The sequence below is a fragment of the Alcaligenes sp. GW821-FHT11D07 genome, assembly GCF_058808495.1.
On sequence record NZ_JBXART010000001.1, the window covers coordinates 611,849 to 629,928 of the forward strand.

At 55.7% G+C, this 18,080-nt stretch carries 14 protein-coding genes; 11 read left to right on the forward strand and 3 right to left on the reverse strand.

The features are described from left to right. Positions 1 to 58: 58 nt before the first annotated feature. The 6 genes from AC1RSM_RS02800 to AC1RSM_RS02825 are packed head-to-tail and all read left to right on the forward strand — an operon-like array spanning position 59 to position 6,433. Complete coding sequence (locus AC1RSM_RS02800; RefSeq protein ID WP_492929265.1) at positions 59 to 1,072, forward strand: ABC transporter permease; 1,014 nt, start codon at positions 59 to 61, stop codon at positions 1,070 to 1,072. Beyond that, positions 1,069 to 1,953, forward strand: a complete 885-nt coding sequence (locus AC1RSM_RS02805; RefSeq protein ID WP_492929267.1) for an ABC transporter permease — start codon at positions 1,069 to 1,071, stop codon at positions 1,951 to 1,953. Before AC1RSM_RS02800 ends, AC1RSM_RS02805 begins: the two co-directional genes overlap by 4 nt. Beyond that, positions 1,953 to 3,839, forward strand: coding sequence for a dipeptide ABC transporter ATP-binding protein (locus AC1RSM_RS02810; RefSeq protein WP_492929269.1), 1,887 nt, complete (start codon positions 1,953 to 1,955; stop codon positions 3,837 to 3,839). The genes AC1RSM_RS02805 and AC1RSM_RS02810 overlap by 1 nt, the downstream gene beginning before the upstream one ends. 32 nt (positions 3,840 to 3,871) lie before the next feature. Continuing rightward, positions 3,872 to 5,185, forward strand: coding sequence for an aromatic ring-hydroxylating oxygenase subunit alpha (locus AC1RSM_RS02815; protein WP_492929271.1), 1,314 nt, complete (start codon positions 3,872 to 3,874; stop codon positions 5,183 to 5,185). A gap of 5 nt (positions 5,186 to 5,190) precedes the next feature. Next, on the forward strand, positions 5,191 to 5,805 hold the full coding sequence (locus tag AC1RSM_RS02820; protein ID WP_492929273.1) for an aromatic-ring-hydroxylating dioxygenase subunit beta: 615 nt from the start codon (positions 5,191 to 5,193) through the stop codon (positions 5,803 to 5,805). A 7-nt stretch (positions 5,806 to 5,812) separates the two neighbouring features. Beyond that, positions 5,813 to 6,433 carry a flavin reductase family protein gene (locus AC1RSM_RS02825; protein WP_492929276.1) on the forward strand — a complete coding sequence of 207 codons (621 nt, stop codon included), beginning with the start codon at positions 5,813 to 5,815 and terminating at the stop codon, positions 6,431 to 6,433. 224 nt (positions 6,434 to 6,657) lie between these two features. Here the strand turns inward: AC1RSM_RS02825 and gdhA are convergent, their stop codons facing one another. The 3 genes from gdhA to trxA all read right to left on the reverse strand — a co-directional run bounded on the left by gdhA (position 6,658) and on the right by trxA (position 9,792). Continuing rightward, on the reverse strand, positions 6,658 to 7,998 hold the full coding sequence (gene gdhA / locus AC1RSM_RS02830) for an NADP-specific glutamate dehydrogenase (RefSeq protein ID WP_492929279.1): 1,341 nt from the start codon (positions 7,996 to 7,998) through the stop codon (positions 6,658 to 6,660). Between the two features lie 141 nt (positions 7,999 to 8,139). After that, complete coding sequence (gene rho, locus AC1RSM_RS02835; protein WP_492929281.1) at positions 8,140 to 9,396, reverse strand: transcription termination factor Rho; 1,257 nt, start codon at positions 9,394 to 9,396, stop codon at positions 8,140 to 8,142. A gap of 69 nt (positions 9,397 to 9,465) precedes the next feature. Beyond that, complete coding sequence (trxA, locus tag AC1RSM_RS02840) at positions 9,466 to 9,792, reverse strand: thioredoxin TrxA (protein WP_492929284.1); 327 nt, start codon at positions 9,790 to 9,792, stop codon at positions 9,466 to 9,468. Positions 9,793 to 10,026: 234 nt separating this feature from the next. Between trxA and AC1RSM_RS02845 the strand changes: the two genes are divergently transcribed. The 5 genes from AC1RSM_RS02845 to AC1RSM_RS02865 all read left to right on the forward strand — a co-directional run bounded on the left by AC1RSM_RS02845 (position 10,027) and on the right by AC1RSM_RS02865 (position 18,028). Beyond that, complete coding sequence (locus AC1RSM_RS02845; RefSeq protein ID WP_492929285.1) at positions 10,027 to 11,988, forward strand: DNA topoisomerase IV subunit B; 1,962 nt, start codon at positions 10,027 to 10,029, stop codon at positions 11,986 to 11,988. A gap of 20 nt (positions 11,989 to 12,008) precedes the next feature. After that, complete coding sequence (gene parC, locus AC1RSM_RS02850) at positions 12,009 to 14,318, forward strand: DNA topoisomerase IV subunit A (protein WP_492929287.1); 2,310 nt, start codon at positions 12,009 to 12,011, stop codon at positions 14,316 to 14,318. A 61-nt stretch (positions 14,319 to 14,379) separates the two neighbouring features. Beyond that, on the forward strand, positions 14,380 to 15,414 hold the full coding sequence (locus tag AC1RSM_RS02855) for a CDP-6-deoxy-delta-3,4-glucoseen reductase (protein ID WP_492929289.1): 1,035 nt from the start codon (positions 14,380 to 14,382) through the stop codon (positions 15,412 to 15,414). Between the two features lie 39 nt (positions 15,415 to 15,453). Beyond that, on the forward strand, positions 15,454 to 16,707 hold the full coding sequence (locus AC1RSM_RS02860) for a D-amino acid dehydrogenase (protein ID WP_492929290.1): 1,254 nt from the start codon (positions 15,454 to 15,456) through the stop codon (positions 16,705 to 16,707). 7 nt (positions 16,708 to 16,714) lie between these two features. Further along, a complete protein-coding gene (locus tag AC1RSM_RS02865; RefSeq protein ID WP_492929292.1) occupies positions 16,715 to 18,028 on the forward strand; it encodes an extracellular solute-binding protein in 1,314 nt (437 codons plus the stop codon). The last annotated feature ends 52 nt before the right edge of the window (positions 18,029 to 18,080 follow it).

An 18,080-nucleotide genomic window follows, 5' to 3' on the forward strand; every position in this document is an offset into this window, starting at 1 on the left:
GTGGCCGCGGGGTGGTCTACCGGGCTGGCCCCGGCGTATTTTTCCTGCGGTTCTGTTCATGAAAAACGTTTGCTTCCTGATGGCGCGCAAGCTGGTCTTCGTGCTGGTGACAGCCTTTGTGTTGTCCATGATCGTGTTCTTCATGCTGCGTGTCATTCCTGCGGATTCTTTGGGCATGATGCTGCCCCCGTCGGCTACAGAGGCCGATGCGCAGGCACTGCGTGTTGAACTGGGCATGGATGGTTCAGCCCTGCACCAGTACCAAGTCTGGCTAAGTGGTGTCTTTCGCGGCAATCTGGGCAACTCCATTTTCTTTCACCAACCCGTAACCGGTTTGCTGGCCCAGGCTTTGCCGCCCACCTTGGAGCTGGCCTGTATCAGCTTGTTGATGGCCTTGTTGATCTCCATTCCGGGCGGAATTGTCCTGTACCTGGTGGACAAGAAAAAAATCGAATTTGTGGCTGACTTTGTATTGGTGCTGCTCTTGTCAGTGCCCTCCTTTTTGTGGGGCATTATTTTGATTGTGGTCTTTGGGGTGCTGTTTCCCGTTTTGCCATTTATGGGCCGTATGGAAGGCACGCCAGCAGTCGATGGTGGCACGGGGTTTTTACTGTTTGACCTGCTGGTACGCGGTCAATGGCAAGCCTGGTGGGATGCCTTCTCGCACCTGATATTGCCCGCCCTGGCTTTGGCTCTGGCCTTCAGTCCCATCGTGATCCGGGTATTGCGCTCCAGCTTGATCGAAACTGCCAACAGCCAATACGTGAACGTAGCGCGTTTGCGCGGCGTGCCCGAGTGGCGTGTCTTGCTGGTGCACATGCTCAAGAACGCTGCTTTGCCCACCCTGACATTGATCGGTGTGCAGTTTGGTTTTTTGTTTGGTGGCACCTTGCTGATCGAGGTCATTTTCTCTTTCCCCGGCATAGGCAATTTGATGGTGCAAGCCATCAAGAACCATGACCTGCCCTTGATTCAGGGCGTGGCGCTGGTGTTTTGTTTGATGGTGCTGGCGGTCAATTTCTGTGTCGATGGCTTGTACAGCGTTTTGAATCCACGTTTGAGGTCCGCATGAGCGCGCATCCACATTCTTTTTGGCAAGCGCGGCTACGGCCGGTGCTGGCCCATCCCAAAGTCCTGATCGGTGGCACCTTGGTGCTGATCTTCGCTTTGGTCGCCTTGTTTGCTCCTTTGATTGCTCCCAATGATCCCAATGCCCAGGATCTCTTGGCCACGCTTTTGCCGCCCGCCTGGCAGGACGGTGGTTTGGCCCAATACCCCTTGGGAACGGACGGGCTGGGCCGATGTATTTTGTCGCGCTTGATTTATGGCAGCCGGGTTGCTTTTCAGGTTGCGGTAACAGCGGCAGCTGGCACGATGGTGCTGGGCACTGTCCTGGCCATTTTGGCGGGGTATATCGGCGGTTGGTTTGATCGCGGTGTCAGCTCGCTGGTGGTGCTGTGGATGGCCTTTCCACCCGTCGTTTTTTCCATGATGTTGATGGTGGGTTTAGGCACAGGTCTGTTTAATGTGATTTTGGCCGTAGTGCTGGTGGACTGGACGCGTTTTTACCGTGTCGTGCGTGCCGAAGTGCTGGTCGTGCGGCAGCGGGACTATGTGTACGCAGCGCATCTATTGGGATTTTCACATCTGCGCATCATGTTGCGTGAAGTCCTGCCCAGCGTGGCCCCGCTGATTGTGACCTTGTTCAGTTTGCAAATGGGCGTAGCTATTGTGGTGGAAGCCATTTTGAGTTTTGTGGGCTTGTCCGTGCCCTCGGATGTGGTGGCTTGGGGGGTAATGCTCGCTGATGGTCGTGACCAGATCTACCAGGCGGGCTGGGGATTGATGGCACCTGTCATTGGCATTGTGTTCGCGGTTCTGGGTTTCAATTTGCTGAGTGATGGCCTGCGCACCACGCTAGATCCTCGGCTCAAGCAACGGGGAGCACACTGATGAGCGTGCCAGTGATTGAATTCAAACAAGTCAGTGTGTCGGTGCCGGTGCAAGGGCAATCTGTCGAGCTGCTGCGCAAGGTGTCTTTTGCGGTGCACGCCGGCCGCACCTTGGGCCTGGTGGGAGAGTCTGGTGCCGGCAAGAGCATGATCGGACGGGTGATTTCCGGCATGTTGCCCAGTAATTTGCGCTTGTCGTCGGGACAGGTGTGTTTTCAGGGTTCGGTGGTGACAGGAGCGCAGATGCGTCGCTTGTTGGGGCGCAAGATTGCGTTTGTGCCGCAAGAGCCTTTGTCCTCCCTGAACCCCGTGTTGACCATACGCCAGCAGATGTTTGAGCATCTGGCTCGTCTGGGTATTGCCCGCAATGCGCGTGAGCAATATTGCCTGGAGCGTCTCGAAGAAGTGGGCTTGCCGGACCCGCCGTCCATGCTGGGGCGCTATGCGCACGAACTATCTGGTGGGCAATGTCAGCGGATCTTGATAGCGATGGCCTTTTCCGGCGACCCGGAACTGATCGTAGCCGACGAGCCGACTACGGCTCTGGATGTGATTACCCAAGCGCAAATCATCCGTATTTTGCGTGATGTGCAGCAGCGTCATCAAACCGCCGTTATTTTGATTACGCATGATCTGCGCATGGCTGCCCATGTCTGTGACGAGGTCGCGGTCCTGTATGCCGGCGATGTGGTCGAGCAAGGTCCTGCTGCTGACGTGCTGGATACGCCTTTGCACCCGTACTCCTGGGCGCTGAAAAATGCCACTCCGGCCTTGAATGGTCCGCTCTATGCCTTGCCCTCTTTGGCGGACATCATGCCCGGCCTGAAAGATATGCGTGATTTGCCTGGCTGCCGGTTTGCCCGCCGTTGCCCCAGTCGCAATGCCCTCTGTGAGCAGCGTGCTCCTGAGCTGGAAGTGGTTAGGCCCGGCCACAGCGTCAGTTGTGCGGGGCCCTGTATGACACGTGATGCCGCCAGCTCGTCGGCGCTCCATGTCTTGCCCCAGCCACCGTCAGACGAATTGGCACCCTTGGTGGAATTCCGTGACGTTGAACGCAGCTACCGCGTAATGCGTGGGGGGCGTCGTAGCCTGATGTACGCCTTGAAACCCTTGTCATTGAGTGTGCGGCCCGGCGAGATGGTGGGAGTGGTGGGCGAGAGCGGTAGTGGCAAAAGTACGGTGGCGCGACTGATGATCGGATTGCTGCAGCCCAGTGGTGGACAGGTGCTGGTGCAAGGGCAGGCACGTGAACAGTTCCAGGCCGGGCAGGGGGCCTCTTTGTCGCAGACGATTCAGATGGTGTTTCAGGACCCGGATTCGGCTCTGAACCCACGTCGCACCGTGCAGCAGCTTGTCACCCAGGTTTTAGAGTTGCAGCCCGGTTTGACGGCCGAGCAGCGACGTTTGAAGGCGGATGAATTGATGACTCAGGTGGGGATTGCCCAAGATGCGGGGCAACGGTTTTCATCCGAGTTGTCTGGCGGTCAAAAGCAGCGTGTGAATATCGCGCGGGCTTTGTGTGTGCAGCCGCGTCTGCTGGTGGCGGATGAAATTGTGTCAGGTCTGGATGTGTCGGTGCAGGCCTTGATTCTGAATCTTTTGCTGCGCCTGAATAAAGAGCTGGGAGTGGCTGTGGTGTTCATCTCGCATGACTTGTCGGTGATCCGCTATCTGTGTACTCGGGTCTTGGTCATGAAAAACGGGGAAGTGGTGGAGCAAGGTAATACCAGCGAGGTCTTTGCACATCCCCAGCACCCGTACACCCGTCTGTTGTTGGGCAGTGTGCCACCCGATGACTCCAGTCAGCGATGGCCTGCGCCCCTGGATTGTCAGGCCCCAACAGTGATGCAGGTGGCCCATGTTTCGTCACCTGCTTTAGCAGTCTGAATCTCGTTTTACTCGTATTTACAGGAAGCACTATGAGCTACGCCAATAACGAGGCCGCACTGTCTGGCCTGACCCAGGACCACCAGGTTCATCGGGACGCTTATCTGGATGAGGGGGTTTTCCAACTGGAAATGGAGCGCCTGTTCAGCCGCGCCTGGCTGTATGTAGGCCATGAAAGCCAAGTGCCCAAAACGGGCGACTATATTTCGGTGACGCTGGGGCAAAGCCCGGTCATCATGCTGCGCCACAACGATGGTTCAGTGCGAGTGGTGATGAACCGTTGTGCCCACAAAGGGGCGCGGCTGGTCAGCGAGTCCAGCGGGAACGTGGGCAAGATGCTGCGTTGCCCTTACCACGCCTGGACCTACAAGCTGGATGGCTCTCTATTGGCGGTGCCACTGAAAAATGCTTATGAAAACACGGAGTTCTCTCAGTGTCCGGCTGCTGGTGGCTTGTCCACACCGGGGGCGGTCGAGGTCTATCGCGGTTTTGTGTTTGCGCGCTTGAGCCCAGAGGGTTTCAGCCTGAAAGAGTATTTCGGGGATGTCTTGCAAGCGCTGGACAATATGGCGGACCGTTCGCCGGAAGGCCAGCTGCAGGTAGCAGGCGGTTCGATTCGCACTGTCATCAACTGCAACTGGAAGATGTACATGGAGAACATCAACGACACCGTGCATCCTATCTCCACCCATGAATCAGCCTCCAGCGCAGCGGCCAAGGTGGGCGAGGTCTTCAAAGAAGAGGACCCCACGGCATTGGAGCAGTTGTTGCCCTTTGGCTCAGGCTACGACTTCTATTCGCGTATGGGGGTGGAAACCTACCCGAATGGTCACAGCATTCTGGGCACCAAGTTCAGCATTCATACCGACTACTCCGGTATTCCCGGCTATGAGGCCATGATGAACGAAGCTTGGGGAGAAGAGAAAGCGTCTCGTGTCCTGGGGTTCAACCCGCAAAACGTGGTGTTTTACCCCAGTATGGCGGCCAAGGGTTCACCACAGATTATTCGCGTGCTGCGTCCTTTGGCGGTAGACCGCACCTTGCTGGAGGTCTGGGTATTTCAGCCTAAGGGCGCGCCGAGTGAAATGCTGGATCGCGGCCTGACTTATAGCCGTCTGGTTTATTCGCCCATGAGCGTTGTTGCCCATGATGATGTGCATTTGTTCGAGAGTCAGCAAGCCAGCCTGAAAGCCCAAGGCAACCCGTGGATCAATCTGCTGCGTCAATACGATGCACAGGAAGGGGTGCAAGGCAAAGGCAGTTTTGACGATGCCAATAATGAATGGGTGATACGTAACCAATACCGTGCCTGGAAGCAGGGCATGACGCAGCAGGAGCAGGAGTGATGGAGATGACGCAAGAGCAGGGTCAGCGTAGTGGCCAAGGAGAGCATGCATTGCAAGATAGTCTGCAACCGCAACAGCAATTTAAGGCGCAGGTGCAGCAGCAATTGAATCCGCAGCAAAGCCAGCGTCTGGAGCAAACGGAGAGCCTGCAACAAAGCCTGCAGAACTTTGTGTGGCAAGAGAACGCTTTACTGGACGAGGGGCGTTTTGATGAATGGTATGAGTTATTTGCGCAGGATGGCCTGTACTGGATTCCCGGTGAATCCGGCCAGGAAAGCCCCGAAGGGCGTATGTGCATTGCCTTGGAAAACCGCATGTTGATGCGCTTACGTATTGATCGCTTGTCGCACCATCGTGCCTTTTCCTTGCAACCCGGCGTGCGTGGTCTGCGCGTGATTCAAACCCCGCGCGTTCAGTCCGAACATCCTGACGAGGACGGCTGCTATACCGTTCGAACCAATCTGATTTATTCGGAGTATCAGAAGCAAAAAACCGAGGTTTTGCCCGCTACTGCTTCTTACCGTTTGCGCGCTGTCGATCAGGTTTGGGAGATCGTAGAAAAGCGGGTGGACTTGTTGAGTGTGGATGGATATTTGCCCACCATTCAGCTCTTCATTTAGGTCACCTATGCACACGACTGACACATCACCCAGCTATCGCAGCCTGTCTTGTGAAGGCATGGACGACAACATGGCCTATCGCCTGCTGACGTCCCTGATTGTGCCACGGCCCATCGCTTGGGTATGCACCTTGGAGGAATCGGGCAGTGTGAATCTGGCCCCGTTCAGCTCCTTTAACTACGTGGCGCACAGCCCGCCCATGCTGGCGATCAATATTAATCGCAATGAGGATGGCAGCCTGAAAGACACGGCCCGTAACTTGCAGGCCAATAAAGAATGTGTGGTGCAGATGTGTCGCCAGTCAGATTTAGCTGCTGTGCATGCCAGCGCAGCCGCATGGCCACCGGGGCATAGCGAGGTACTGGAGCTGGGCCTGAGCTTGCTACCTGGTCAGCAAGTTCGCGTCCCCCGTCTGGATGGAGTCGCCGTGCAAATGGAATGCAAGCTGGATCAGGTGGTGGATCTGGGACGTGGAATTAACCAGCTGCATATTCTGCAAGTGCTGGCTTTTCATGTGGATACGGCTTTGATAGACGAGCAGGGCAAGGTGAATATGCAAGATTATCAGCCTTTGGCGCGTTTGGCGGGGCCGTATTATTCGGTGCCGGGAGAGATACTGCAGCCTTGAATCTGCGGCTGCGTTTTTGGGGCGTTGATTGCTTACAAAAATAAAGCCATGCAGAGCTTTCTTAGCGGGCTTTGTTTATCCCTTTGGTAGCTCCTCTGTGTAAAGATTAAGGGCTTGACGATAAAGCGCTTGTTGACGGTCACAAGAGAGTCGTTTCAATCCCGCCAGGATAAAAAAAACCGCCTTGTGGGCGGTTTTTTTGACTACTGAGCAAGGCGCAAAACTTAATAAACGCCTTGATGACGCATGGCATTGGCGACTTTGACAAAGCCGGCAATATTGGCGCCGTTAACGTAGTTGATGAAGTCGCTTTCTTGACCATAGTTCACACAATTTTCGTGGATGTCACGCATGATGGAGTGCAGCTTTGCGTCAACTTGTTCGCGTGTCCAGCTCAAACGCTGGGCGTTTTGGCTCATTTCCAGACCGGATACGGCGACACCGCCCGCATTGCTGGCTTTGCCTGGGGCATACAGGATCTTGGCGTGGATAAAAGCATCGGCCGCATCCAGCGTGCTGGGCATATTGGCGCCTTCGGCAACGCAACGCACACCATTTTTGATCAGGATCTCGGCATCTTTGCCATCCAGCTCGTTTTGGGTTGCGCACGGCAAGGCGATGTCCACCGGGACGTGCCAAGGACGTTTGCCTTCTTCAAAGCGCAGACCGTGCTCTTGGGCGTAATCCACCAGACGACCACGTTGCACATTTTTAACGTGCATCAGGGCAGCCAGTTTTTCGCGGGTAAAGCCATCCATATCCACCACGCAACCTTGCGAGTCGGAAACGGTGACTACTTTCGCGCCCAGATCCAGGCACTTTTCAATGGCGTATTGAGCCACATTGCCCGAGCCGGAAACCGATACGGTCATGCCATCAAAGGACAGACCTTTGCGAGCCAACATTTCTTGTGCGAAATATACGGTGCCATAGCCTGTGGCCTCAGGACGAATCAGGCTGCCGCCAAAGCACAAATCCTTGCCGGTGAATACACTGGCTGCGCTATTGGAGAGCTTTTTCATCATGCCAGCCATAAAGCCCACTTCACGCGCGCCCACACCAATGTCGCCGGCAGGAACGTCTGTGTCTGGACCCAGATGACGGTACAACTCAATCATCAGAGCTTGGCAAAAGCGCATCACTTCGCCATCTGATTTACCTTTGGGATCAAAGTCCGAGCCGCCTTTGCCGCCGCCCATGGGCAGAGTGGTCAAGGCATTTTTGAAGGTCTGCTCAAAAGCCAGAAACTTCAAAATGGACAAATTTACCGAAGGGTGAAAGCGCATGCCGCCTTTGAAGGGACCGATGGCATTGCTGTGTTGAATGCGAAAACCGCGATTGACCTGAACCTGGCCGCGATCATCTACCCAGGAAATACGGAACTGGATAGCGCGTTCGGGTTCAACCAGACGTTCGAGCAGACCATGATCGGCGTACTGGGGGTTTTTCTCGATGAAGGGCCACAAGCTGGTCATGACTTCCCGAACGGCCTGCATGAATTCAGGCTGATGAGGGTCACGGGACTGCACTCTGGCTAGGAACTGTTCTAGAGAGATAGATTTCATTGCAAGCGAACTCTGTTTGCAATACTGAGATTTCGAGTAGAACTCAGCAGATTGAAAGAATGGATGCAGGGGAATGCACCCGATCATACGCCCATCGCAAGCAAGCCTCTCGTATAGAGAGGCTTGCGCAGGATGTTCGATTTACTTCTTCATCATGTCGAAGAATTCGGAGTTGGTCTTTGTGGCCCGGATTTTGTCCAGAATAAACTCCATGGATTCAATTTCATCCATCCCATGGATGAACTTGCGCAGGACCCAAACCTTTTGTAGAAGGTCGGGCTTGATCAGCAACTCTTCACGACGGGTACCTGATTTGTTCAGGTTGATGGCAGGGTAAATACGTTTCTCGGCCAGACGGCGCTCCAGGTGGATCTCGGAGTTACCGGTGCCTTTGAATTCTTCGTAGATGACTTCGTCCATACGGCTGCCGGTCTCGATCAGGGCAGTACCGATAATGGTCAAGGAGCCACCTTCTTCCAAGTTACGGGCAGCACCAAAAAAGCGTTTGGGGCGCTGCAGGGCGTTGGCGTCCACACCACCGGTCAAGACCTTGCCAGAGGCAGGGACCACTGTGTTGTAGGCGCGAGCCAAGCGGGTGATGGAGTCCAGCAGGATCACCACGTCTTTTTTCAGTTCAACCAGGCGTTTTGCCTTTTCGATGACCATTTCAGCCACTTGCACGTGGCGGGTAGCCGGTTCATCAAAGGTGGAGGCAACCACTTCGCCGCGCACGGTGCGCTGCATCTCAGTCACTTCCTCGGGGCGCTCGTCCACTAGCAGGACGATCATGATGGCCTCGGGGTAGTTGGTCGTGATGGCGTGAGCCATGTGCTGCATCATCACGGTTTTACCGGACTTGGGGCTGGCCACGATCAGGGCGCGCTGGCCTTTACCGATAGGCGAGAAGATATCCAGGATACGGCCTGTGATGTTTTCTTCGCTTTTGATGTCGCGCTCCAGGCGCATGGGCTGGTCCGGGTGCAGCGGCGTCAGGTTCTCAAACATGATGCGATGTTTGATGGCCTCAGGCTGCATGCCGTTGACTTTGTCGACCTTGACCAGAGCAAAGTAGCGCTCGCCGTCTTTGGGCGTACGCACTTCACCTTCGATCGAGTCCCCTGTGTGCAGATTGAAACGACGAATCTGCGAGGGCGAGATATAAATATCGTCTGTGCTGGCCAAGTAGGAGGTTTCAGGCGAACGCAGGAAACCAAAGCCGTCTGGCAAGACTTCGAGCACCCCGTCTCCGAAAATTTGTTCGCCTTTTTTGGCGTGCTTTTTCATGATGGCGAACATCAGCTCTTGCTTGCGCAAGCGGTTCGCGTTGTCAATTTCCAGAGTGGCAGCCATTTCTAGCAGCTGCGAGACGTGCAGAGCTTTTAATTCGTTCAGGTGCATGGGTGTGGGGAAGGGCTTTCAGCAGCAGACCGCAGGCCAGCAAAGGGCCTGCGTGCGGTTAATCAGAGATTACAGGGAGCTGTCGAGAAACGCGCTAAGTTGGGACTTGGAAAGTGCGCCAACTTTAGTTTCGGCTACTTTGCCGTCTTTAAACAGCATGAGCGTTGGAATACCGCGAACACCGAACTTAGCCGGGGTGTCGGGATTCTCGTCGACGTTGAGCTTAGCGATGATAACACGACCTTTGTACAGTTCGGCTGCTTCATCAAGCAAAGGAGCAATCATTTTACAGGGACCGCACCAGGCAGCCCAGTAATCAACAAGAACAGGAAGTTCCGATTGGAGGACGTCAGATTCGAAAGAGGCGTCCGTAATATGTGTGATGGAGTCGCTCATGGCTAGATATAAGAAAATAAAGGATGACGAAAAAACTATACGTGTGGCGTGACCTGAGCACAATGTATTCTACGGCCAATTGCGACGGTCTTGTTGCCAATTTTTGACAGGATACCATTGCGTCTGGTTGATAATGTGCGTTCGCTGTGGAAAGCGCGCCAATAAAGCGTTTCCCCACTGCCGCCTAACCACTCGTAAAATAGCGTTTTTCTGTACGATCTACCGGGAATCAAGTTGTCTACTACACGTTACGACGAATCATCTATACGGGTGCTCAAAGGGCTGGAACCGGTCCGTCAGCGCCCGGCCATGTATACCCGCACGGATAATCCCCTGCATATTTTGCAGGAGGTCATCGATAACGCGGCCGATGAAGCTCTGGCTGGTTTTGCCCGCACCTTGACGGTCACCTTGCTGGAGGACGGCGGGGTACAGGTTGAGGACGATGGGCGCGGCATTCCCGTCGGCTTGCATCCTGAAGAGAATGCACCTGTGGTGGAGCTGGTCTTTACCCGCTTGCATGCCGGTGGCAAGTTCGACAAGCTCAATGGCGGTGCCTATGCCTTTTCCGGTGGCCTGCACGGGGTCGGGGTCTCAGTGACCAACGCCTTGTCGCGCCGTCTGGAAGTGCTGGTCTGGCGCGATGGCCAGGCCAACGAAATTGTGTTTGCCGATGGCGAACTGGAGCAGCCACTGGCCCAAACGGGCACGGTGGCCAAGCGCAAAACGGGCACTCGCGTGCGAGTCTGGCCAGACCCCAAGTATTTTGACTCGGCCCAAATTCCCCTGGCACAGCTCACGCATATCCTGCACAGCAAGGCTGTCTTGCTGGAAGGGGTTACGGTGGAGCTGGTGCAACAAAAAACCGGCCAGCGCCAGCAGTGGTGTTATCAGGACGGTTTGCGTGGCTATCTTCAGGAAGAAATGAACGGGGTGGAACTGCTGGTGCCGCTGTTTGAAGGCCGCCAGTATGCACCGCAAGATGACGATAATTTCTCGCCTGGTGAAGGGGCCCATTGGGTGGTGGCCTGGACGCTGGACTCCAATATTGTGCGCGAGTCCTACGTCAACCTGATTCCTACCAGTGCCGGTGGCACGCACGAGTCCGGTCTGCGCGATGGCCTCTACCAAGCCGTGCGCAGCTTTGCCGAGCTGCACAGTCTGATTCCCAAGGGCGTTAAGCTGCAGGCCGAAGACGTTTTTGCCCGCGCCAGTTTTGTGTTGTCTGCCAAGGTGCTGGACCCGCAGTTTCAGGGGCAAATCAAGGAAAAGCTCAATAGCCGCGATGCAGTGCGCCTGGTCAGTGGCTATGTGCGTAATGCGCTGGAACTGCATTTGCACGCTAATGTGGATCAGGGGCGCAAATTGGCCGAAGTGGCCGTGCGTCAGGCACAGGCCCGCACGCGTTCGGCACAGAAAGTCGAAAAGCGCAAGAGCTCGGGCGTGGCCGTTTTGCCCGGTAAGCTGACCGATTGTGAATCGCACGATCTGGAAAATTCAGAACTGTTCCTGGTCGAGGGGGACTCGGCTGGCGGTTCGGCCAAGATGGGCCGCGACAAAGAGTTTCAGGCCATTTTGCCCTTGCGCGGTAAAGTCTTGAACGCGTGGGAAGTGGACCGTGATCGCCTGTTTGCCAATCAGGAAATTCACGATATTTCTGTGGCGATTGGTGTCGATCCCCATGATGCCCAGTCCGAGCCTGACCTGTCCGGTCTGCGCTATGGACGTATCTGCATCTTGTCCGATGCGGACGTGGACGGCTCGCACATTCAGGTTCTGTTGCTGACCTTGTTCTTCCGTCATTTCCCCAAACTGATTGAAGCGGGCCACGTATATGTCGCCCGCCCGCCTTTGTTTCGGGTGGACGTACCTGCCGCCGGGAAACGCCCGGCCCGCAAGATTTATTGTCTGGATCAAGGGGAGCTGGAAGCTACCTTGGAAAAACTGCGCAACGAAGGGATACGCAACGACTCCTGGAGCATCAGCCGCTTTAAAGGTCTGGGTGAAATGAGCGCGGAGCAGCTGTGGGATACCACCATGAATCCGGATACCCGTCGTCTCTTGCCCGTGCATTGGGGCGAGGACGGCATGGACGGAACACAGCAGATGTTCACCATGTTGATGGGCAAGGGCGAAGCCTCGGCGCGTCGCGCGTGGTTGGAAGAAAAAGGCAATTTGGCCGATCTGGATGTCTGAGTCCGCACTAAGAGTTACTTATGGATAGCAATCAATTAGATTTTGAACCGGCGGGAGCGGACGATAGCATCACGCTGGCCAGCTACGCCGAGCAGGCGTATCTGGATTACGCCGTGTCTGTGGTGCGCGGACGTGCATTGCCTGACCTGACAGATGGTCAAAAACCGGTACAACGCCGGATTTTGTACGCCATGGATGCGATGGGCCTGGGGCCCAATGCCAAGCCGGTTAAATCGGCGCGGGTGGTAGGGGATGTGCTGGGTAAGTATCACCCGCACAGTGACCAGGCTGCCTATGACGCCATGGTGCGTATGGCGCAGGATTTTGTGCTGCGTTATCCGCTGGTAGACGGGCAGGGCAACTTCGGGTCGCGTGATGGCGACAATGCCGCCGCCATGCGCTATACGGAAGCGCGCTTGACCCCGTTTTCGCGTCTATTGCTGGACGAGCTGGATGAAGGGACGGTGGACTTCATTCCCAACTACGATGGCAGTCAGAAAGAGCCTGTGGCGCTGCCCGCACGCTTGCCCATCATGCTGCTCAATGGCGCATCCGGGATTGCCGTCGGGATGGCAACCGAGATTCCTTCGCACAACCTGCGTGAAGTTGCCCAAGCCTGCGTTAGCCTGCTGCGCAACCCCAATTTGAGCGATCAGGAAATACACGAGATCGTCCCCGGTCCGGACTTTGCCGGTGGTGGCCAGATTATTTCTTCCACCGCTGATATTGCCGCGGTCTATGCCCATGGCCGTGGTTCGATCAAGGCCCGTGCGCGTTGGGTATTTGAGGAAATGGCCCGTGGCCAGTGGCAGTTGGTGGTCACTGAATTGCCGCCCGGTAGCTCCTCCCAGCAGATTCTGGAAGAAATTGAAGAGCGCACCAATCCCAAGGTGAAAGCGGGCAAAAAATCCTTGAGCACCGAGCAGCAACAGACCAAGGCCTTGATGCTGAATATGCTCGACGCCGTGCGCGACGAATCCGGCAAGCAAGCTGCGGTTCGTCTGGTGTTTGAACCCAAGTCCCGCGCAATTGACCGGGACGAATTTGTGACCACCTTGCTCGCCCAGACCAGTCTGGAGCGCAGTGTGTCCATCAACCTGGTGTGTATTGATGTGGATGGCCGTCCCGGTCAACGCTCGCTGCGCCAGGTTTTGCAAAGCTGGCTGGAGTTCCGCCGCCATACGATGGAGCGGCGTACCAGCTTCCGCTTGAATAAAGTCACGGATCGCATTCATGTGCTGCAAGGGCGCATGGTGGTGTATTTGAATGTGGATGAAGTCATTCAAACCATCCGCGAATCTGACGAGCCGCGTGCCGCCTTGATGGAGCGCTTTGAGCTGAGCGAGCGTCAGGCAGACGACATTCTGGAAATGCGCTTGCGACAATTGGCGCGTCTGGAAGGCTTCAAGATCGAGAAAGAGCTGAAAGAGCGCCTGGATGAACAGGAAGCCCTGCAAAAGCTGCTGGATGATCCCAAAGCCCTGAAACGCTTGATGATTCGTGAAATTGAGGCCGATGCCAAAACCTTTGGGGACGAGCGTCGCACCTTGATTGAGGCCGCAGAGCGCGCTGTGCTGGAGACTAAGGTCGTCGATGAGCCTGTGACCGTGATTGTTTCGCGCAAAGGTTGGTTACGTTCACGTCAGGGCCATGGCCATGACGCGTCTCAATTTAGCTTCAAGACCGGTGATGGCCTGCGCGATGCACTGGAGTGCCGCAGCACCACGGATCTGGTTGCCATGGGGACCGATGGCCGAGTCTATACTGTGCCGGTTTCCAGCTTGCCTTCGGCCCGTGGGGATGGTCAGCCTATTACTTCCATGATTGAAGTCAGCCCCAGTGCGCCTATCGAGCATATTTTGGGTGCACCGCTAGACCAGAACTATCTCTTGGCAGCCTGCGATGGTTATGGTTTTGTGGCCTCTCAAGCGGACATGAATACACGCCAGAAAGCGGGCAAGCAGTTTGTCACCATTGAAGAGGGCAAAAAACTGCTCAAGCCCTTGGCACTGCGTCCGGATGACCAGTACGTGGGGTTGCTCAGCGAGCAAGGGCGCTTCCTGGTAGTAGATATCAAAGAGCTCAAGGTGCTGTCCAAAGGCGGACGCGGCACGGTGCTGATCAAGCTGAACGAGGGCGATAGCCTGAGCCAGTGGGTTGCCTTTGGCGAGGCAGGCCTGGCCGTCAGCGGAATCAATCGCAAGCGTCAGTCCACGATAGTGATGGATCTGGACATGCTGGCCAATTACCTGGGCAAGCGGGCAGGCAAAGGCAAGACCTTGAGCCTGAAGCTGAATGACCCGGTTTTGCATCGGCCCGTGGAGTCATAAATTTTGATTGTCGCCGGAGGCTGGCCCTCCGCCTGATAGCTTTCTTTTTTGAGTGTTGGATATGAGTTTCAAAGTCACGGTTCAGCCCAGCGGGCATAGTTTTGAGGTGCAGCCTGGCCAGTCTGTCTTGGATGGCGCGCTAAACGCGGGGATCGTCTTGCCGTATAGCTGCCGCAATGGCACCTGTTCTTCCTGCCGCGGCAAAGTGATTGAAGGTGAATACGATGCGGGCCGTGCGCCTGAGCAACTGCTAAGCGAAGACGACCGGGCGGGAGGTTACACCCTGTTTTGTCAGGCCAAGCCCAGCAGCGATATGCTGATCGAGTCTCACGAAATTCGGATGGCAAGCGACATTCAGATTCGCAAGATGCCATCCCGTGTAGTGGGCCTGGAAAAAGTGCGTGACGATGTGATGATTGTGCGTCTGCAAATGCCCTCGTCCGAGCCATTTCGCTACTACCCGGGCCAGTACCTGGAATTTATTCTGAAAGATGGCAGCCGCCGTAGCTATTCGATGGCCACGCCACCGCGGGAAGATAATCAGGTAGAGCTGCACATCCGTCATATGCCCGGTGGTGTATTTACGGATCATGTGTTCGGTGCGGGTGCCACGGCCATGAAAGAGCGCGAAATCTTGCGAGTGGAAGCGCCTTTGGGCTCATTCTTCTTGCGCGAGGACAGCAGCGCGCCCATGGTGTTTCTGGCCAGTGGTACCGGCTTTGCACCGATCAAGGCTTTGATCGAGCGTCTTATCCAGACCGGAAGTCAGCGTGAAGTGGCCCTGTACTGGGGTGGCCGCCGTCCTAAAGACCTGTATCAGTCCGAGCTGGCCGAGCAATGGGCCCGTGAATTGCCCAATCTGCGCTTTATTCCCGTGATTTCCGATGCCCAGCCCGAAGATGGATGGACTGGTCGCACCGGTTTCGTACACCAGGCGGTGTTGGCTGATTTGCCTGATCTGTCTGGCTGGCAGGTATACGCCTGTGGCGCGCCCGGTATGGTGGAGGCAGCGCGTCAGGATTTTGTGGAGCAAGCTCAACTGAATCCTGATCATTATTTTGCAGATGCGTTTACGTCCCTGGCAGACGTAAAGTAAGCGTCTTGATCAATTGTTAAACAAGCGGACACAGCACACATGAAAGTAGCAGTTCTGGGCAGCGGCATTATTGGGGTATCAACTGCCTGGTGGCTGAGCCAGCAAGGTTGCGAGGTGGTGGTCGTGGATCGGGGAACCGGTCCTGCGCAGGAAACCTCGCGTGCCAACGGCGGCCAGATCTCGGTCTCGTATGCCGAGCCCTGGGCCAACCCGAAAATGCCGCTCAAACTGCTGAAATGGTTGTTGCAGGACGATGCGCCTTTATTGTTCCGTCCGCGCCTGGACCTGAGCCAGTGGCGCTGGTGTCTGTCTTTCTTGCGAGAATGCATGCCGGGCCGGGTCACTCCCAATGTCCGTGCCTTGGTTGCCATGGCCGAGTACAGCCGCAGCACGCTCAAGCAATTGCGCCCCAGCCTGGATTTTGATTACCGTCATCAGGAAAAGGGCATCATCACCTTCTACCGCGATGCGCAAAGCCTGGATGACTCGCAGCAAATGGCCGATGTCATGCGCGATATGGGCGTGGACCGGCGTATTATGAGCGTGGACGAGCTGATTCAGCTTGAACCGGCCCTGGCCTCGGCGCGCGATCAGATTGTGGGTGGTGATTACACCAAAGATGATGAGTCGGGCGACGCCAACCAATTTACCTGCGGTCTGGCAGCCATGGCCAAGCGTGCTGGCGTGGAGTTCCGTTTTTCTAGTCAGATCACCCGTTTGCTGACTGTTAAGGGCCGCGTTGTAGGGGTAGAGTTGATTGGCCCGGATGGCGGCTATGAGTCCTTGCAGGCTGATGCGTTTGTCGTTGCCATGGGCAGTTTCAGCCCTACGGTGTTAAAGCCACTGGGCATTGCCTGCCCGGTTTATCCGGCCAAAGGCTATTCGGCCACCTTCCCGGTCCTGGTGCCAGAGGGCGTGCCCACTGTCAGCTTGACCGATAAAGATAAGAAGCTCGTTTTTTCCCGTCTGGGAGACAGTTTGCGGGTGGCGGGAACCGCTGAATTGTCGGGCTATTCGCGTAGTTTGAGTCCCGCCCGCTGTCAGGCTTTGTTAACGCAAGTTGCTGATCTGTTCCCAAGCGCATTGGATTTTGATAATGTTCATTTCTGGTCAGGACTGCGTCCTGCCACAGCTTCAAATGTCCCACTGATAGGCCGATCTTCCATCCCTAACCTGTATCTGAATACCGGACACGGTACCTTGGGGTGGACGATGGGCATAGGCTCTGGCCGAGCCTTGGCCGACCTGGTCATGGGGCGCCAACCCGAACCTGAATTTCCTTTTTTATCTTGAAGGATGTATGAAAAATCTACGCGGATTACTGTTGAAACGTGGTGTCTTGGCTTTGGCGATGGCAGCGGGTGGCTCAGCCGCTTTGTTGTTTGGGTCCACTGCCCTGGCAGCCGTTGATATTCAGGTCTGGACCGCCTTGAACTCGCACAATCAGGACGAGTTTGAAGGCTTGGTTCGGGATTTCAATCGTAGCCAGAAAGACGTCAAAGTGACGGTCAAGGCTCATGATACGGAAGCCTCTTTAGAGCAGGTTTTGCAAGCGGGCAAAGATTTGCCCAATCTGGTGCAGTTGGGCGAGATGTCCGGCCTGGACGAAGTCGCCGATCGCTCTTACATCTTGCCGATGCAAACTTTGCTGGCTCGGGAAAAAATGGACAATGTGTCCTGGTTCCTGGCCTCCAACTCCTTTGTGCGCAATGGCCGTGGCCAGTTGCAAGGGTTCCCGTACATGGCGGAAATTCCGGTCATGTATTACAACCTGGACGCTTTTGATAAAGCCAAGATTGAGCCTGCTGTTCCCAGCCGTGTTTGGCTGGACCTGCAAGCCCAATTGGTAGATCTGGCCAATAAAGGATCACGCCGTTGTCCTTTGACCTCGGACCAGTCCGTCTCCATCAATCTGGAGAACCTGGCTGCCGTCAATAACCAGATCTATGGTCTGGCTCCTGGCGCGCAAGTGAAGGGCAAGGTTGGGTTTGAGTTTGACGTGATGTACATCCGCCATTTGTCCATGATGATCAGCTGGGTTAAATCCGAGCTGATGGTCAAACCTGACACCTTGCCTGAATCGCCCCAGCGCTTTGCCAAAGGCGAGTGTGCGGTGATGTTCTCCAACTCCGGTCATATCGGTGAGTACAGTGCAACACGTGGTTTGAAATATGCCATCACGGGCTTGCCGTACTACCCTGAAGTGACTCAAACCCCCGGCAAGCCGTTCGTAACCGGTTCTGCCTTGTGGGCGGTGAAGGGACACAACGCCGAGCAGAATCAGGCAGCAGCACGGTTCATCAGCTGGTTGGCTCAGCCTGAAAATGCAGCTCGCTGGTACCAGAACACTGGTTTCTTGCCGGTCAGCCGCGAGGCCTTCAGTGCCACTAGCAGTGACTACTACAAGGGCAAGGGCGACTGGCAGCATCTGGTAGGTGCTTACAGCAGCGGTGCATCGGGAACGGCCAAGGGCAATTTCCGCAACTATCGTCAGATTCGTGCTGTGTTCAACCAGAGCCTGGAAAGTGCTTTGGACGGACAACAGCCTGCGATGACGGCCTTGCGCACTGCCGCAACTGAAGCCAATCGCTTGGTGGCACAGAAAGGACGCTGATTTATCGCAGCGTATAAGCCGATCTAGCGTCACAGGCTGGCATCACTGAAGA

Excerpts from the sequence above, each read along its gene's own strand:
- parC (WP_492929287.1), top strand. The coding sequence starts at position 12,009 with ATGGATAGCAATCAATTAGATTTTGAACCGGCGGGAGCGGACGATAGC.
- AC1RSM_RS02820 (WP_492929273.1), top strand. The coding sequence starts at position 5,191 with ATGACGCAAGAGCAGGGTCAGCGTAGTGGCCAAGGAGAGCATGCATTG.
- AC1RSM_RS02860 (WP_492929290.1), top strand. The coding sequence starts at position 15,454 with ATGAAAGTAGCAGTTCTGGGCAGCGGCATTATTGGGGTATCAACTGCC.
- rho (WP_492929281.1), bottom strand. The coding sequence starts at position 9,396 with ATGCACCTGAACGAATTAAAAGCTCTGCACGTCTCGCAGCTGCTAGAA.
- AC1RSM_RS02855 (WP_492929289.1), top strand. The coding sequence starts at position 14,380 with ATGAGTTTCAAAGTCACGGTTCAGCCCAGCGGGCATAGTTTTGAGGTG.
- AC1RSM_RS02815 (WP_492929271.1), top strand. The coding sequence starts at position 3,872 with ATGAGCTACGCCAATAACGAGGCCGCACTGTCTGGCCTGACCCAGGAC.
- trxA (WP_492929284.1), bottom strand. The coding sequence starts at position 9,792 with ATGAGCGACTCCATCACACATATTACGGACGCCTCTTTCGAATCTGAC.
- AC1RSM_RS02865 (WP_492929292.1), top strand. The coding sequence starts at position 16,715 with ATGAAAAATCTACGCGGATTACTGTTGAAACGTGGTGTCTTGGCTTTG.
- AC1RSM_RS02800 (WP_492929265.1), top strand. The coding sequence starts at position 59 with ATGAAAAACGTTTGCTTCCTGATGGCGCGCAAGCTGGTCTTCGTGCTG.
- AC1RSM_RS02825 (WP_492929276.1), top strand. The coding sequence starts at position 5,813 with ATGCACACGACTGACACATCACCCAGCTATCGCAGCCTGTCTTGTGAA.
- gdhA (WP_492929279.1), bottom strand. The coding sequence starts at position 7,998 with ATGAAATCTATCTCTCTAGAACAGTTCCTAGCCAGAGTGCAGTCCCGT.
- AC1RSM_RS02805 (WP_492929267.1), top strand. The coding sequence starts at position 1,069 with ATGAGCGCGCATCCACATTCTTTTTGGCAAGCGCGGCTACGGCCGGTG.
- AC1RSM_RS02810 (WP_492929269.1), top strand. The coding sequence starts at position 1,953 with ATGAGCGTGCCAGTGATTGAATTCAAACAAGTCAGTGTGTCGGTGCCG.